Source organism: Rhodococcus sp. (in: high G+C Gram-positive bacteria) (assembly GCF_049299235.1).
Taxonomy (GTDB): Bacteria; Actinomycetota; Actinomycetes; order Mycobacteriales; family Mycobacteriaceae; genus Rhodococcus.
In genome coordinates this window covers 1-1,527 of record NZ_JBAQXC010000394.1, presented here as the reverse complement: position 1 = coordinate 1,527, position 1,527 = coordinate 1, and the positions used below count along the sequence as shown (strand labels likewise).

The following is a 1,527-nucleotide window of genomic DNA, read 5'->3' as shown; positions in this document are numbered from 1 at the left end:
CACCGGGACCGCGCCGCCGTTCGTCAGGATCCTGCGCTGATGAAACCGAGCAGATCGTGGCGGGTGATCACACCGACGGGCTTGCCGTCGTCGATGACCATGAGTGCGTCGGTGTCACCGAACGCCTTGGTCGCGGCGCCGATCGACTCCCCCACACCGATGAGCGGCAGCGCGGGGCTCATGTGCTTGGCAACCGGATCGGCGAGCTGGGCGCGACCCTCGAACACCGCGCTGAGCAGCTCGCGTTCGCTCACGGACCCGGCGACCTCACCGGCGGTGACGGGTGGTTCAGCGCCGACGACCGGCATCTGCGATACCCCGTACTCGCGAAGGATTTCGATGGCGTCGCGCACGGTTTCGGACGGGTGGGTGTGCACGAGGTCGGGCAGGTCACCGGACTTGCCGCGCACCACATCACCGACGGTGGAGTCGTCGGGCTTGCCGTCCAGCGGGGACCGCAGGAAACCGTAGGACGCCATCCACTTGTCGTTGAAGATCTTCGACAGGTAACCGCGGCCACCGTCGGGGAGCAGCACCACGACGACCGCGTCGGGGCCTTCACGCTCGGCCACCTGCAGCGCGGCGACGACCGCCATGCCGCACGAACCGCCGACGAGCAGGCCGTCCTCACGGGCGAGGCGACGGGTCATCTCGAACGAGTCGGCGTCGGACACGGCGATGATCTCGTCGGGGATCGCCGGGTCGTACGCGCTGGGCCAGAAGTCCTCGCCGACCCCTTCGACGAGGTAGGGGCGGCCAGTGCCACCCGAGTACACCGAACCCTCCGGGTCGGCGCCGATGACCTTGACCTTCCCGCCGGACACCTCCTTGAGATAGCGGCCGGTGCCGGTGATGGTGCCGCCGGTGCCGACGCCTGCGACGAAGTGTGTGATCTTGCCGTCGGTGTCGCGCCAGATCTCCGGGCCGGTGGTCTCGTAGTGGCTGTCGGGGCCACCGGGGTTGGAGTACTGGTTGGGCTTCCAGCCGCCGGGCAACTCACGGGCGAGGCGGTCGGAGACGCTGTAGTAGCTGTCCGGGTGCTCCGGCGGGACCGCCGTCGGGCACACCACGACTTCGGCGCCGTATGCCTTGAGGGTGTTGCGCTTGTCCTCGCTCACTTTGTCGGGGCAGACGAACACGCACTTGTAGCCGCGCTGCTGTGCGACCAGGGCCAGACCGATGCCGGTGTTCCCCGAGGTCGGTTCGACGATGGTGCCGCCGGGCTTCAACTCGCCGGACGCCTCGGCGGCGTCGATCATCTTGACCGCGATGCGGTCCTTCGAGCTGCCGCCGGGGTTGAGGTATTCGACTTTCGCCGCGACGAGCGCCGAACCCGGCTTCACGACCGAGTTGAGCTTGACGAGGGGGGTGTTCCCGATGAGGTCGACGACGGAATCCGCGATGCGCATGGGTCCATGTTCTCATTCTGCGAAGCGGCCCGGACTGCCGACCGCAGGGCCGGGCCGAAAGAAACACGACAGAAACACTGCTGCCCGCGCGCGTTTGTCGGTAGCGGGAGCTACCGAC

At 68.0% G+C, this 1,527-nt stretch carries 1 protein-coding gene; it reads right to left on the bottom strand.

The features are described from left to right. Window positions 1–23 precede the first annotated feature (23 nt). Entirely contained in the window at window positions 24–1,409 is a 1,386-nt protein-coding gene (locus WAX14_RS24180) for a cystathionine beta-synthase (RefSeq protein WP_422630580.1), read from the bottom strand. Window positions 1,410–1,527 lie beyond the last annotated feature (118 nt).